This window comes from Bacillus jepli (genome assembly GCF_047238305.1).
In the GTDB taxonomy this organism is placed as follows: domain Bacteria; phylum Bacillota; class Bacilli; order Bacillales; family Bacillaceae_L; genus Ferdinandcohnia.
Window position 1 is genome coordinate 2,010,303 of record NZ_JBDFMO010000001.1, and the last position, 14,671, is coordinate 2,024,973.

11 protein-coding genes are annotated in these 14,671 nt (G+C 38.6%); 9 read left to right on the forward strand and 2 right to left on the reverse strand.

Going from position 1 to position 14,671, the window contains the following annotated elements:
• Positions 1-274 precede the first annotated feature (274 nt).
• From ABC371_RS10130 to ABC371_RS10140, 3 genes are all read left to right on the forward strand, one after another.
• Positions 275-1,915 (forward strand): amidohydrolase, encoded by a 1,641-nt coding sequence (locus ABC371_RS10130; RefSeq protein WP_412896692.1) that lies wholly within the window; start codon positions 275-277, stop codon positions 1,913-1,915.
• On the forward strand, positions 1,916-2,983 hold the full coding sequence (locus ABC371_RS10135) for an ABC transporter substrate-binding protein (RefSeq protein WP_412896693.1): 1,068 nt from the start codon (positions 1,916-1,918) through the stop codon (positions 2,981-2,983).
• A 127-nt stretch (positions 2,984-3,110) separates the two neighbouring features.
• Positions 3,111-4,190, forward strand: a complete 1,080-nt coding sequence (locus ABC371_RS10140) for an ABC transporter ATP-binding protein (protein WP_412896694.1) — start codon at positions 3,111-3,113, stop codon at positions 4,188-4,190.
• A gap of 151 nt (positions 4,191-4,341) precedes the next feature.
• On the opposite strand, the gene ABC371_RS10145 is transcribed toward ABC371_RS10140, so the two are convergent.
• The gene (locus tag ABC371_RS10145; RefSeq protein ID WP_412896695.1) at positions 4,342-5,124 is read right to left on the reverse strand and encodes an ABC transporter permease; all 783 of its coding nucleotides are present in this window, start codon (positions 5,122-5,124) and stop codon (positions 4,342-4,344) included.
• A gap of 1 nt (position 5,125) precedes the next feature.
• Entirely contained in the window at positions 5,126-5,953 is an 828-nt protein-coding gene (gene potB, locus ABC371_RS10150; protein WP_412899320.1) for a spermidine/putrescine ABC transporter permease PotB, read from the reverse strand.
• Between the two features lie 355 nt (positions 5,954-6,308).
• On the opposite strand from potB, the gene ABC371_RS10155 reads away from it, so the two are divergent.
• The 6 genes from ABC371_RS10155 (at position 6,309) to ABC371_RS10180 (ending at position 14,665) form a co-directional block, all read left to right on the forward strand.
• Positions 6,309-7,592, forward strand: coding sequence for an NAD(P)/FAD-dependent oxidoreductase (locus ABC371_RS10155; RefSeq protein WP_412896696.1), 1,284 nt, complete (start codon positions 6,309-6,311; stop codon positions 7,590-7,592).
• Between the two features lie 78 nt (positions 7,593-7,670).
• Positions 7,671-8,747: a C45 family autoproteolytic acyltransferase/hydrolase gene (locus tag ABC371_RS10160; protein ID WP_412896697.1), complete on the forward strand. Its 1,077-nt coding sequence runs from the start codon at positions 7,671-7,673 to the stop codon at positions 8,745-8,747.
• A 24-nt stretch (positions 8,748-8,771) separates the two neighbouring features.
• Positions 8,772-10,196 (forward strand): NAD-dependent succinate-semialdehyde dehydrogenase, encoded by a 1,425-nt coding sequence (locus tag ABC371_RS10165; protein ID WP_412896698.1) that lies wholly within the window; start codon positions 8,772-8,774, stop codon positions 10,194-10,196.
• Positions 10,197-10,278: 82 nt separating this feature from the next.
• Positions 10,279-11,847, forward strand: a complete 1,569-nt coding sequence (locus ABC371_RS10170) for a GNAT family N-acetyltransferase (RefSeq protein ID WP_412896699.1) — start codon at positions 10,279-10,281, stop codon at positions 11,845-11,847.
• A gap of 79 nt (positions 11,848-11,926) precedes the next feature.
• Entirely contained in the window at positions 11,927-12,985 is a 1,059-nt protein-coding gene (locus ABC371_RS10175) for an ABC transporter substrate-binding protein (protein ID WP_412896700.1), read from the forward strand.
• Between the two features lie 207 nt (positions 12,986-13,192).
• Positions 13,193-14,665 (forward strand): aldehyde dehydrogenase family protein, encoded by a 1,473-nt coding sequence (locus tag ABC371_RS10180; protein ID WP_412896701.1) that lies wholly within the window; start codon positions 13,193-13,195, stop codon positions 14,663-14,665.
• The last annotated feature ends 6 nt before the right edge of the window (positions 14,666-14,671 follow it).

The window sequence follows — 14,671 nt, forward strand, 5'->3', positions numbered from 1 at the left end:
ATATCCAAGGTTTATTTACGTTTTATGCACTGCAACTATTAAAAGTACGGGAGAAAGAGTCTCGCACTTTTTTTGCTTTATGAAAAACCATTACCGTTAAAACAAAAAATATCATCCACCGTATAGTCCTAAAGACAAGCTCATTTCTTAAATTTTGGCACGGTATTTGCATATTTAATTGACGATGAATTTAGTCTTTTAAAGGGGGAGAGTGCTAAAAACGTAGAAACATGATTACGTGTCACTTGCTATTTTTTTGAGGGGGGATTGCGGCTTGTACGCAGATATCATTATTAAAGGAAATGCGATTTTTACCGGGAATGAGTGTAATCCAATAATGGGAGCAGTCGTTATCAAAAACGATCAAATCCTGTGTGTGGATGAAAGTGAAAACGAAAACGATTATATAGGACCACAGACAAAGGTTATTCACGCAGAGAATAAGCTTGTATTACCTGGTTTTCATGATTTTCATCTTCACCTTGTATTAGGGAGTATGTTTAGCGAGTTCACCACACTTACTGAATGCTCGTCGGAATCAGAGGCTGTTCAAAAAATCTATCATTATGCAGAGGAGAATCCTAATGAACCTTGGGTATTAGGATTTGGCTGGCATCATGTACGTTGGCCAGGGAAAAAAACACCAACCCGCCATTCCCTTGATCAACTCATCCCAAATCGCCCAGTGTTCCTGTTAAATGAGGAAGCACATAGTGCATGGGTAAACTCAGAAGCTCTTAAAGTCTTAAATATAACAAAAGATACACAAGATCCTCCATTTGGTTTGATTGAAAAAGATCAAAATGGAGAACCCACTGGCTTTTTGTATGAAACAGCCGTAAAGCTTGTTGCTGAAAAAGCCTATCAATTCTCAGAGGAAAAACAGCGAAAATTAATGGATGCCTTTTTGAAAAAAGCTGCTTCCCATGGAATTACATCGGTAAGTGATATGCTTCCATTGCCGGGCTTTGAATTGGGGTCTCCATCCTTTTATGCGACCTATGAAAAAGAAGGTAAATTAACAACAAGAATACACTTCTTATCATCCCTCAATGGGGACTTATCAAAGGCGAAATCCTACCGTGAACTATACCAATCTGATAAATTACAGTTTTCCGGATTAAAACAATTTATTGACGGCGTTCCAACTACGTATACGGGTTATTTAATTGAGCCGTATTCAGACCGACCTGAAACAGTAGGTGGCATGTTGTTTGAAGAAGAAACCTATATGAGATGGATTAAGGAAGCTGACAAGGAAGGCTTTCGTATCCGGCTACATGCCTGTGGCGATGGGGCGGTCAGGTTTGGACTTGATTGCTATGAAGCAGCACAGAAGCAAAATGGAAAGCGAGACTCAAGACATACGATTGAACATATTGAGGTTATTCACCCGGATGATATAGATCGTTTTGAGGAGCTTCAGGTCATTGCATCGATACAACCTGAGCATATGAGTGCAGAATCAATGGAGGGGCATACATACCTTGATCGATTGGGCCCAAAACGGTCGCGATATACATGGCCGATTGGATCCCTAAACAGGAGTGGCGCGTCCATTGCTTTTAGTAGTGATTATCCGGTTGTTGATATGAATCCGATGATTGAAATCTACCGTGCTGTAACTAGAAGAAATGCAGATGGAACACCAGAAGAGGGTTGGAATCCACAAGAAAAAATATCGCTTGTAGAAGCTCTACAATTCTACACGAAGACTCCTGCTTATGGAAATTTCCGTGAGGATGATTTAGGAACGCTTGAGGCTGGAAAAAAGGCTGATGTAATCATCTTAGATAGAGATCTTTTTTCAGTAGATGTGAAAGAGATTCTAGAAGCAAAAGTTGAAATGACAATAATGGATGGAAATATCGTGTATTCACGAGGACAAACCAAAAAGCCGGAAGGGGCCATGTGAATGTATAAGAAAACGAAAATAGTCGTACTTTCTTTTATTTTAATAGCGCTGACATTTTTATCTGCTTGCGGAGGAAGTGAAGCAGGAGGAGCTAAACAATCGGATGAGAAGGTATTAAATTTATTCAACTGGGCGGAATATTTGCCACAAGAAGTGATCCAACAATTTGAAGAGGAAACAGGTATAAAGGTAAATTATGATGCGTACTCAAGCAACGAGGAAATGATGGCGAAATTACAAGCAGGAAATACCCAGTATGACATCGCTGTAGCCACAACATTTTTCGTTGATATTCTATTGAAACAAGATTTAATCCAAAAAATCAATAAAGAAAATATCCCAAATGTCAAAAACTTAGATTCAACGTTTACGACAGCTGAATTTGATAAAGAGGGGGACTATTTCATTCCTTATCTTTGGGGTTCGGGGGTTTTATTTCAAAATACGGAACTCGTTGACTTTGAAATTAAAGGCTATGAAGATCTATTTCGACCAGAACTTAAAGATAAGGTCGTTTTACCAGATGACCAACGAGGGGTAATTGGGCTTGCTCTTCAAATGCTAGGATATTCTATGAATACGACTGACGAAAAAGAATTAGAAGAAGCGAAAGAAAAGCTTTTGGAACTTCGTCCAAATATTAGGGCATTTAACACAGAACCTAAAACGATGATGATTGCTGGAGATGTTGCGGCAGGAATGGCATGGACAGCTGAAGTATTTAATGCTCAAAAAGAAAATCCAGCTATTGTTCCAATTATTCCTGAAGAAGGCTTAATGGTTTTCCACGACAATTTTGTTATTCCAAAGGACGCACCGCATCTAGCAAATGCAGAAAAATTTATCGACTTCCTACTTCAACCTGAAATCAGTAAACTAATTTCCACAACATATCCGTACGGAAACCCAAATGTGGAAGCGTATAAATTGCTTCCCGAGGACTTAAAAAATAATAAAGTTGTGTATCCAGACCTTGATCAAGTTACAAATGTACAACAAGCGCTTGATATTGGAGAGGCAACACAATTATATGATCGTATTTACAGTGAATTAAAAGCAGGAAATTAATGGATAAATGGTAGATTCCATCTCTGGGTCTACCATTTTTTTATGAAACCTTCAAACGCTAGCGAATTGGCATGTTTTTTGCATTTAACTTTTGCAAAGGGTTTCTAACAAGGGGGAGGATAATGGCATGTCGGTAAACATGGTCGAACTACAAAATATTAACAAACAATTTGGGGAAACGAAGGTTGTCCAAAATGTGTCATTGAATGTAAAAGAGGGAGAGTTTTTAACATTACTAGGACCGAGTGGATGTGGGAAAACAACGACTCTCCGTATGATTGCTGGTTTCGAACAGCCTACCTCAGGCAGTATTCTTTTAGATGGTAAGCATGTTGAAGGAATACCTGCAAATAGACGAAATGTGAATACAGTCTTTCAAAGCTATGCCCTTTTTCCACATATGAATATTTTTGATAATGTGGCATTCGGATTGAAAATGAAAGGCGTTGATAGAGGAGTTATTAAAGAAAAAGTCATGAAAATGCTAGAACTTGTTCGATTACAAGGCTACGAAAAAAGAACTCCAGGGCAGCTAAGTGGTGGTCAAAAGCAACGGATTGCGATCGCACGAGCTTTGATTAACAATCCAAAGGTGATTTTATTAGATGAACCCCTGGGAGCCCTAGATTTAAAGCTTCGAAAACAAATGCAAGTTGAATTGAAGCATCTTCAACAACAACTTAAAATCACATTTATTTATGTTACTCATGATCAGGAAGAGGCACTTACGATGTCGGACCGGATTGCCGTTATGAATAATGGATTCATAGAACAGCTTGGTTCTCCGATTGAAATCTATGAAAAACCACAAACCAAGTTTGTTGCTGATTTTATTGGGGAAACGAATCTATTTGAAGGGAACATTTCAAGGTTAGATAACCGCTATGCGTATTTAGATTTTGGTGGAAAAGAAATTGAAGTAAAGAACGAAGGACTAAGGGTTGGAGAAAAAGTATTTGTTACCATTCGCCCCGAACGTATTAAAATCGTGGAGAATCAGTCTCCCAAAACGAATTCTGTGCAATTAAAGGGAAGATTTAAGGAACTTATTTATGTGGGATCCATTTCAAAGATGGTGGTTTTACTTGAAAATGGGAAGGAAGTTGTTGTGAATGAACAAGCAGCAGGCTCCCAAATAACTGACTACATCAATAAGGATATTTATTTAACATGGGGAGTCGACCATGGGGTTGTAATGAAGGAATAGTTCAGACTGTTGACAGAATCTCGTATCCTGCTTTGTTTAGCTTCTAGTCCACTCATGAAGGCAACTTCAATTCCCATTTGTCCAACAAACTTTTTCAAGATAGTTTGAAAAAAATCGTAAAGAGCTTGGATTTTCCAAGCTCTTTTCTCTGCTATCCATTTTTCCTCATCAACAACCGTTCGCCGAAAATGACAGCACCAAGTGTAACAAGGAGCATTAATGTTGATAATGCGTTAATTTCCGGGGTTACCCCATACCGAACCATTGAGAATATTTGTAATGGAAGTGTTGTACTTCCTGGACCTGCTACGAAGAAGCTCACGATTACATCATCCAAAGAAATGGTAAATGAAAGCAATGCACTTGCTACAATCGCGGGTCCTATAATCGGTAAGGTAATCAGTCGGAACGTTTGCCACTCACTAGCCCCTAAATCCATGGCTGCCTCTTCCACAGAACGATCAAATCCTTTCAAACGAGCCCGTACAACGACGACAACATATGGAATACAAAATGTAATATGGGAAATGATAAGTGTCCAGATGCCTAAAGGCATTTTTACCATTGAGAAGAAGGCTAGTAATGCAATCCCCATTACAATCTCTGACATGACAAGGGGAATATAAAGCATTCCATCAAGCATCGATTTTCCTTTGAAATGGTATTTGTACATCCCAACAGATACGAGGGTTCCTAAAATCGTTGAGGCAATCGTAGAGACAATTGCCACGATAATTGTAATTTTAGCTGCCTCTAATACTTCTGTATTCGACCAAAGCTTCGCATACCATTCAAACGTAAATCCTGTCCACACAGCGTTAAGTTTTGATTTGTTAAATGAAAATAGTATTAAAATCAGTATTGGTAAATACAAAAAGGAATAAATAAGAGCGCCATATATGATAGCCGACCATTTTGAAAACCTCGAATTCACCTTACATCACCCCCAAGTCATCTTTATTACCTTTAGAAATACGTAGATAAACGAAGATTAAGATCATGGTTAAAATGACTAAAATAACCGATGATGCAGCTCCAAATGGCCAATCCCTTGCAGTAAGGAACTGATTTTTAATCAGATTACCAATCATCATTGTTTTTGCTCCGCCCATTAGATCGGGAATAAAAAACAGTCCCAAAGTTGGAATAAATACAAGTAGTGATCCAGCTACGATACCGGGCATCGTTAGAGGAAGTGTAATTTTCATAAAGGTTTGCCAGCCTTTTGCTCCTAAATCACTAGCAGCCTCCAAATAGGATTTATCAAGCTTTTCGATTGAAGCATACAACGGAAGTACCATAAATGGAAAGAGAGTATATACAAGCCCGATTAATATGGCTCCATTGTTATAAAGTAACGCAAGTGGTTCTGAGATAATTCCAATACTGATTAGCAGATGGTTGATTACTCCTTCAGTACGAAGCAAAATTATCCAAGCATATGTACGGATAAGTGAGTTCGTCCAAAAAGGAATGATAACCAGAAACAATAAGAATGTTCGATACTTAGGGGAAGAACGAGCAATAATATACGCAAAGGGATATCCAAATATAATACATATGACGGTGGTGACTGTTGCCATCAAAATAGACATGAGTAAAATATTCAAATATAAAGAATCAAAGAATCGGGCGTAATTCTGCCATGTGAAAATATTTTCAATTCCACCATACGTACCCCTAGTCATAAAACTCACAACAAGAATTAGGACAATTGGGATAAATAAAAATGCAATCATCCAGATTGTGACTGGGGATAGCATCCAAATCGCCCCTGTCCCCTTTAGCCTCCTCTTTTTCGGTCGTTTATTGAGCAACGTAACCGGTTGATTTGTAGATAGCTCCTCTTTATTCATCTCTGACCCCTCCTGCATTAAAACGATTACCTTTTATATATGCAAGATTCATTCCAATCCTAAAAGTTTTGAAATAAAAAAAGAGTAGGAAAACCTAAGAAAGTTCTTATGCACATGTGAATAACTTATTCATTCTTGCATAATGCCTATCCACAACAGAATGTATGACAATCTAAATGCTCCTGCAAATATTTGCGAAAACGTAAATTTGGTACGTTACTTGCATAAATTTATTTTAGATACAAACGGAAAATGTAGGAGAGTGGATTTTTTGAAACAACTTTCAATGTGGGAAGCAATTACAAATAAGAAAAAACAACGTGCATCTTTATCCGGTAACGAAGAGTGTGATGTAGTCATTATTGGAGGAGGTTTTACGGGGCTATCAACGGCTTATCATTTGCAAAAGAAAAACGTCAAAACAATTGTACTTGAAAAAAGCTATCTCGGTAGCGGAGCAAGTGGTCGAAATGGTGGCCAAATTTTAACAGGCTTTATTGACTCGATGAGCTCACTTGCGAAGAAAAAAGGATTGGACACGGCAAGGAAAATGCTTCAAATGTCTTTGGATTCCATTGAATTAATTGAACGGATTAGTAAGGAAAATCAAATTTCCTGTTTCTTCAAACGTACCGGCCATCTTTACGCTGCCTATAAGCCTACACATATCGACTGGTTAAAGAAAGAGCAAAAAATCCTGGAAAAGGACTTCGACTACAAGGTTCGGGTACTTGATAAACAGGATTTACAAGCAGAATTAAAAACAGATTTTTATCATGGTGGGTATATTGATGAAAATAGTGCAACCTATCACCCATTTAATTATGTGCTGGGGCTGGCAGATACGGTAGAAAAACTCGGAGGCACAATCTATGAAAATTCAGAGGCACTTGAAATCATAAAATCCTCAAATGGGAAAGTCACCATTATGACTGAAGATGGAAGGGTGACAGCCGATCATTTAGTTATTGTCACGAACGCCTATTCAGGAAACTTACATAAAACGATTTCTCGGAGTGTCATACCAGTTGAAAGCATTATGATTGCTACTGAACAATTACCGGAAGAATTAGTTTCTGAGTTAATCCCTAATGATAGAGCAGTTTTTGATACAAAGCACATGCTTTATTACTTCAGAAGAACACCTGACAATCGAATGGCCTTTGGAGGATCAGGTAGGTCGTTAAGTGGTGATACAACTCCACTCTACTTAAAGTTAAAAGAGGGAATGAATGCCGTTTTTCCAGAGTTAAAAAAGTATAAAGCTGAATTTTGCTGGAGCGGGAAGGTTGGGTTTACAAAGGAAATGCTCCCGTACATTGGTCAGCTAGAGGATGGTACCCATTTTGCTTTCGGATATGCTGGACATGGTGCTGCGATGTCAACCTTAATGGGGAAGCTACTTGCTGGAAATATCCTCTCTGAAAACAATGGAAAAAATCCATTCGAAAAAAATGATTTACGTCCCATACCCTTTTATAGTCAGCATGGAAAAGTAGTCGGGCTAATGAAGTACTATTTTAAGGTTAAAGACGCCATCTCATAAGATAAACAGATGTCAGCATACAATAATATAAATGGTATGTAGCTAAGAAGGTAAAGCTAACAAGAAAGGAATGTCGACATGATAAAAAAACTCCAGCTGTCAGGAACACCTAGGCAAATTGGTGAAAAACATGGCAGCGAAGGGAAAAATGAGGTCCATCAAAGTCTTGAAACCTATGAATCTCTCTTTTATGGGTATAGCAAAATGAGTTGGAAGCAGGCCATTCAAGTTGCATTGGAACATTTACCAGCTATAAATGCTTATAATGGTGACTTTATTGAGGAAATGGAAGGTGTGGCGAAGGGGGCTGGGGTCAGATTTGAGGATATTTTAGTATTAAATACTCGAAGTGAAATTGCATTAGCAGGAAGAAAAACCTTTTCAGATGGTTGTACCGCTATTGCCATAACTCCCCCCCTAACTAAGGAAACAATCATTGGTCAAAACTGGGACTGGAAATCCGAACAAGAGAACAGCTTACTCTTGCTTGAAATTGAGCAAAAGAATATGCCCACCATAAAAATGATTACCGAGGGAGGATTAATTGGGAAAATCGGCTTAAATAGTAGCGGAATTGGTGTCTGTTTAAATGCACTACATACAAACAAAAAGTCCAATCAAATCCCGATTCATTTAGGACTGCGTAGTGTCCTTAATTCCCATACCCTTCATGAAGCGATCTCTAAAATTAAACACACTCAAATGGCTTCTGCAGCTAATTTCCTAATTGCAAGTGTTGATGATAGTGGGCAGGCAATGGCAGCTAATTTTGAGGTCTCCCCATTTGGAATGGATATGATTTCAAACAACGAAGGAATGGTTGTTCACACGAATCATATTTGTTCACCCGAGGTTCAAAAACATCTAACAGATATGAATGAATACAAATATGAGGATTCGATGATCCGTAAAAATAGAGCAGAACAACTGATTTTAACGTGTATAAAAACGGGAACAGAAATGAATGAAAATCACTTTAAAGAATGGTTTTCTGATACTTTCAACTACCCAAATTCCATTAACCATTATGTGAATACGAGTGCACCTGAGCATCGTCAAATGGAGACAGTCTTCTCTGTCATTATGAATCTATCAAAACGAACTATGCAAGTATGTATTGGGAAACCATCGTTGGATGGGTATATCGAGGTGTAAACAAAAGTAAAAAGGAGTGGAACAATGCTATATATAAACGGAGAATGGAAGGAATCAAATTCAGGAAAAACACTTGAGGTAATCAACCCTGCAACATCTGAGCGAATTCAGGATGTTGCATTCGGAGGAACTGAAGAAACAAAAGAAGCAATAGCTGCTGCTACTGAATCTTTTCCTACTTGGAAAAAGACAACGGGGAAGGAACGCGGTCAGTATCTTGAAAAAGTTGCGGCTTTACTACGAGAAAAAACAGACGAAATTGCCGTCGTGATGACCTCTGAAATGGGTAAACCCATTCCCGAGGCTATCCGTGAAATTGGCATTGCGATTGACTATGTGGATTGGTATGCCGAAGAGGCAAAACGAGTTTATGGTGAAACACTTACCCCTTCCCACCCAGATAAACATTTAATGGTACTACGTGAACCTGTTGGTGTAACAGCAGCAATTACACCATGGAATTTTCCAATTGCAATGATTACTCGAAAATTAGCTCCTGCATTAGCAGCTGGCTGTACAGTGATATTAAAACCGGCCTCAGCCACACCACTTACTGCAATTAAGGTCTTTGAATGTTTTCATGAAGCAGAGTTACCTAAAGGAGTTGTAAATTTAGTTATCGGTTCCGCATCCGAAATTGCGGGAGAAATGACAAGCAATCCCGACGTGAAAAAAATTACATTTACAGGTTCAACGGAGGTTGGGAAAAAGTTAATCCAAGACTCGGCCGCACAACTGAAAAAGGTTTCCATGGAGTTAGGTGGTCATGCACCATTTATCGTATTTGAGGATGCAGATTTGGATTTAGCTGTTGAGGGGATTATGCTAACCAAGTTTAAAAACTGTGGGCAAACTTGTATCAGCACAAATCGTATTTATGTTGCGGAAAAGGTTGCTGATCAATTTGGTCAAAAGCTTGCTGAACGAGTAAATACACTTACGATTGGAAATGGTCTGGAGGAAGGCATAGACGTTGGTCCGCTTATAGATAGGAAAGCATTAGAAAAGGTGGAGGAGCATGTGCAAGATGCACTTTCACATAATGGAAAACTTCTTTGTGGAGGAAAACAAGCTGTTAAGGAGGGATTAAAAGGTAGTTTTTATGAACCCACAGTCATTGCTGGTGCCAATGAAAATATGAAAATCTTAACTGAAGAAACATTTGGTCCAGTTGCCCCAATTATTCCTTTTGCAACTGAAGAAGAAGTAATTGGGAAGGTAAATCACAAGCAATATGGATTGGCTTCGTACTGCTATACAAAAGATTTAAGTCGCGCAATGAGGATTATGCGAGAACTAGACTATGGAATTGTTGGTATCAATGACCCCACTCCTGTTGTGGCACAGGCTCCTTTTGGCGGAATGAAGGAAAGTGGAATCGGTAGGGAAGGTGGGAAATACGGATTAGAAGAGTATTTAGAGGAAAAATTTGTTTCCATACAAATATAATGAACCACTAACGACAACTGGTCAGTAATTGATAACTTTGGCTAAAAATAAAATCTGTATTTTAAAGAAAGGGTAGATATTTGTGTCAACCATCGATCTTTCGAAATTTGAGAAGAAGATCATTTTAAGGAATATCAAACATGAGGATATTGATGAAATTATTAGTCTATCAAAAATTTGTTTCCCCAATATGGAGCATTGGGAACGTGATGAATTAGAAAGTCATCTGTCTATTTTTCCTGAAGGTCAGTTTTGCGTAGAGTTTGACGGGAAGATAATTGGTTCCTGTTCAAGCTTAATTGTTGATTTTGATGAATATGACGATAAGCATACCTTTAATGAAATTAGTGGTAATTCCTATATTCGTAACCATGATCCAGATGGGAAAAATCTATATGGTATTGATGTGATGGTTCATCCAGATTACCGAAGGATGAAAATAGGACGTCGTCTTTATGAGGCGCGTAGGAAGCTTGCTCAAGCACTTAATTTAGAGAGTATCATCATTGGTGGGAGAATCTCAAACTATCACAAGTATGCAGATAAAATGTCTGCTAGAGAATATGTAGAACAGGTCTTGCAGCAAAACCTATATGATCCTGCACTTACATTTCAAATGATGAACGGATTTGTCTTAAAACGTGTCAATGCCAATTATTTAACTGACAAAGATTCTTTAGGCTATGCAACACTTATGGAATGGAATAATCCTGATTATCTACCAAGGAAAACGAGACGCATATATACAAGAGCCCTTCCTGTACGCATCTCAGTTATTCAATACATGATGAAGAAAATTAAGTCCTTTGAAGAGTTTGAAACGCAATGTGAATACTTTATCGATGCAAGTTCAAATTTCCATTCTGATTTTGCGGTATTTCCGGAAACGTTCACAATGCAGCTTCTATCATTTATAAAAGAACAGGTTCCAAGTAAACAGATTAAAAAGGTGGCAGAGTATACGGAGAAGTATATTAACTTATTTTCAATGCTCGCAGTCAAATACAACATTAATATTGTGGGTGGTTCTCATTTTGTAGAAGAAGGTAATTGTATTTATAATGTGGCCTATTTATTTAGACGCGATGGCACGATTGATAAACAATATAAACTTCATATCACTCCTGATGAACGAAGATGGTGGGGGGTTCAGCCTGGAAATGGTGTTCACGTATTTGATACAGATTGTGGAAAGATCTCAATTTTAATTAGCTATGACATTCAATTTCCTGAACTGGCACGGATTGCTGTCGATAAGGGAGCTCAAATTATTTTTACCCCATTTAGCTCAGAGGACCAGCAAGGTTATTTAAGAGTGCGCTATTGTTCACAAGCGCGTGCTGTTGAAAACCAGGTGTATACTGTGATAGCCGGAACGGTTGGGAACCTATCTCATGTTCCGCATATGGATGTTCAATATGCACAGTCTGGTATTTTTTCGCCGTCAGATTTTACATTCTCTAGTAATGGAATTGTAGGCGAATGTAATCCAAATATCGAGACAATCGTTGTTGGTGAGGTTGACCTTGAAAGCCTACGCCGAAACCGCAACAATGGTACGGAAACACCACTTAAAGATCGCCGTACTGACTACTATCAAATCATTACAAAGCATACTAAGCCCCAGAAAAAGGTAATACCTGTCGATTGAAAAAGAGGATTGGCATATAACTTGCAAGATTTATTAGGTAGAAGGTTCTTCTATTTTATTAAAAAGGGGAGAGTGTTATATGCCATTTAAAAGGAAATTTGGTTTGTCCGTTTTTGTGATTCTATTTCTAGCTTCCATGTTGCTGACAGCGTGTGGTGGAGATAAAACGGGTGGAGCTTCCGACGAAAAGGTTCTAAATGTTTTTAACTGGTCAGAATATTTGCCAACCAGTGTAATTAAGCAGTTTGAGGAAGAAACGGGTATAAAGGTAAACTATGACACCTATTCTTCAAATGAGGAAATGCTAGCTAAGCTTCAAGCTGGGAATACTGGCTATGATATTGCGGTTGCCTCGACTTATTTTATCGAGATTATGAGAAACCAAGATATGCTAGCAAAATTAAATAAGGAAAACATCCCAAACATCAAGAATATTGGTGAAAGTTTTCTTGGTACACAGGCAGATCCGAATGATGAATATTCCGTTCCATATATGTGGGGGAAGGCGGTTATTGCCTATAATGAGGATTTAGTTGATAAAGAGATAAAAGGTTACTCTGATTTGTTTGATCCTGAGTTTAAAGATAATCTGGTTGTTCTAGATGATGTACGAGTACTTGTTGGAAATATGCTTGCTTTACTTGGATATTCACAAAATAGTACGGACGAAAAAGAACTCGAAGAAGCGAAGAAGAAACTACTTGAGTTTAAGCCAAATATTAAGGCGTTTGATAGTGATAGTCCAAAGACACTCCTTGTCAGTGGTGAAGTAAAAGCGGGGATTGTATGGGGAGCAGAAGCTACCCTAGCAGCTAGAGAAAATCCTGCAATAAAGACCGTATTCCCTGAAGAAGGGATGAATCTATGGCAGGATAACTTTGTCATTCCAAAGGATGCTCCGCATAAGGAAAATGCTGAGAAATTCATTGATTTCATTTTACGACCAGAAATCAGTAAGGAAATCTCAATGGAATACCCATACGGAAATCCAAACGTGGAAGCTCTTAAGCTTTTACCAGATGATATTAGAGAATCGCTTGAGGTTCCTGAGGAGGATCTAGCAAAAGGAGAATACAACATTGATGTAGGTGAGGCTACTCAGCTTTACGATCGAATTTGGTCAGAAATCAAAAATTAATCTTCATTCCCCTATCCATTTTTGGGTAGGGGATTTTTTCATACACAGCCACCTTACTACTCAAAACTTATGCACATGTGAATAACTTATTCACTTTTGCATTTCAGGTTAAAAAAAGTCGTGGAGGCAGAGGAAAAGGTGAACAAGAAACTTGGCACACATTTTGCATTAATACTTGGTTGAGAAAAACCAAAGGGGAGGATGGAAATGCAGAAGCTAAAGATGTTTATAAATGGGGAATGGGTTGATTCCCAAAGTAAAAAGACCCGTTCTATTGTAAATCCAGCGAACGGAAAAATTATTGCAGAAGCAGCAGAAGGAGATGTTGAGGACGCCGGGATTGCTATTGATGTAGCGCGTCATGCATTTGATTCAGGAATTTGGTCCGATTTATCTGCTGCGGAACGGGCATCCTACCTGTTTAAAATTGCAGATAAACTTGAGGAATGTGCCGATGAGATAAGTAAACTTGAAACAGAAGATAATGGAAAACCACTTAGAGAAACGGAATTTGACGTAGGGGATGCAGTGGCCTGTTTTCGCTATTATGCCGGGTTAGCAACAAAGCCAGACGGTCAAACCTATCATGTTGCAGATCCAATGCAGGCAATGGTGGTCCGTGAACCGGTTGGTGTGTGTGGCTTAATTGTCCCATGGAATTATCCACTTTTAATGGGCGTTTGGAAAATTGCACCTGCACTTGCTGCAGGAAATACGATTGTATTCAAACCTTCTGAGGTTACCCCAGTAACTTCTATTAAGTTGTTTGAAATCATTCATGAGGTCGGCATCCCTGCGGGAGTAGCGAATATGGTAATGGGTCCTGGACCAACAGTTGGAAATGAAATTGCCGAAAGCCATAAGGTAGATAAGGTTTCTTTTACAGGTGGAACGGCTACAGGCCGAAGTATTATGAAGGCGGCTACCGGCAATATTAAGAAGATTTCACTAGAATTAGGTGGGAAATCTCCGAATATTGTTTTTTCTGATGCCGATTTTGAAACAGCAGTTGATTATGCTTTATTTGGCATTTTCTCCAATGCGGGACAGGTATGTTCTGCAGGATCCCGATTACTACTAGAGGAAAGCATTCATGACAAGTTTATTGAGAGATTAGTAGAAAGAGCAAAAAAAATCCGGGTGGGTCCTGGAGATGATCCAAATACTGAAATGGGTTCACTTGTAAGCCAGCAGCATATGGAAAAGGTATTATCCTATATCGAAATCGGCAAACAGGAAGGGGCGAAGCTTGTTTGTGGTGGTAACAGAATCACTCAGAACGGTTTAGAAAATGGCTATTTTGTAGAGCCCACTATATTTATAGATACAACACCTGATATGAGAATTGTTCAGGAGGAAATTTTTGGACCGGTTTTAGTTGTTCAAAAATTTAAAGATGAAGCAGAAGCTATCGAACTAGCTAATAATACAGATTATGGCCTAGCAGCTGGGGTGTTTACACAGGATGGTGCAAAAGCACTCCGCGTGATTAAAAAAATTCGGGCAGGGATTACATGGATTAACACGTATCATCCAACCTACAATGAAGCACCTTGGGGTGGTTATAAGCAAAGTGGGATTGGTCGTGGGTTAGGAACCTTTGGATTTGAGGAATTTACAGAAGTAAAGCAAATCAATATTAATTTACAGGTTGAACCATCGGGTTGGTTCGAAAACTAAACGAAG

Bases quoted from the DNA above. Each gene is read 5' to 3' on its own strand.
- ABC371_RS10180 (WP_412896701.1), top strand. From the start codon at position 13,193: ATGCAGAAGCTAAAGATGTTTATAAATGGGGAATGGGTTGATTCCCAA.
- ABC371_RS10160 (WP_412896697.1), top strand. From the start codon at position 7,671: ATGATAAAAAAACTCCAGCTGTCAGGAACACCTAGGCAAATTGGTGAA.
- ABC371_RS10165 (WP_412896698.1), top strand. From the start codon at position 8,772: ATGCTATATATAAACGGAGAATGGAAGGAATCAAATTCAGGAAAAACA.
- ABC371_RS10140 (WP_412896694.1), top strand. From the start codon at position 3,111: ATGTCGGTAAACATGGTCGAACTACAAAATATTAACAAACAATTTGGG.
- potB (WP_412899320.1), bottom strand. From the start codon at position 5,953: ATGCTATCCCCAGTCACAATCTGGATGATTGCATTTTTATTTATCCCA.
- ABC371_RS10135 (WP_412896693.1), top strand. From the start codon at position 1,916: ATGTATAAGAAAACGAAAATAGTCGTACTTTCTTTTATTTTAATAGCG.
- ABC371_RS10175 (WP_412896700.1), top strand. From the start codon at position 11,927: ATGCCATTTAAAAGGAAATTTGGTTTGTCCGTTTTTGTGATTCTATTT.